Annotated in this window: 1 protein-coding gene and 1 pseudogene; both read right to left on the bottom strand. The window is 53.8% G+C overall.

What is annotated here, in order from left to right:
* Positions 1–275, bottom strand: a pseudogene (locus C3418_RS24990) (acetyl-CoA carboxylase biotin carboxyl carrier protein); the annotation flags it as partial.
* 22 nt (positions 276–297) lie between these two features.
* Positions 298–526, bottom strand: a 229-nt coding sequence (locus tag C3418_RS23965) for a type II 3-dehydroquinate dehydratase (protein WP_146054172.1), incomplete at its 5' end; no start/stop codon positions are given.

Raw genomic sequence — 526 nt, 5'->3', positions numbered from 1 at the left:
TAAAAAGTACCAACCATTGGGGAACGTACGATGGGGCCACTGATTTCCGCTGCTGCTGGCGCTTCCATTTCTGGAGCCGCTGTTGGCGCGACAGCGTTAGACAGCGCTGGCTGCTGCATCATTGGTGCAGCATAAGCTTGTTGCATAACCGGGAAGCCTGCGTTTGGCGCTGCACGACTGATGCGTACAGACTCTTCGCCTTCAGAAATTTCCAGTTCGGAGATGCCTGATTCTTCAACCAGCTCGATCAGTTTTTTAATCTTACGAATATCCATGAGTGGGTTCCGTACTCTTTGTTTAGTGTGATTGTGACAGGCGTTTTACCGCTGTCTGTAAAGCGAATGAATAACCGTCAGCCCCCAGTCCACAGATGACGCCAGTGGCGATATCCGACAGGTAGGAGTGGTGGCGGAACGGCTCCCGCGCATGCACGTTGCTGAGGTGGATCTCGATGAACGGGATGCTCACTGCCAGCAGCGCGTCGCGAATAGCAACACTGGTGTGCGTAAACGCGGCCGGATTGATC

Origin of the sequence: Aeromonas sp. ASNIH8 (assembly GCF_002919855.1) — a bacterium.
GTDB classification, from domain to species: Bacteria; Pseudomonadota; Gammaproteobacteria; order Enterobacterales; family Aeromonadaceae; genus Aeromonas; species Aeromonas caviae.
The sequence above is the reverse complement of the archived record's forward strand: the minus strand, read 5'-3'. Positions and strand labels throughout refer to the sequence as shown.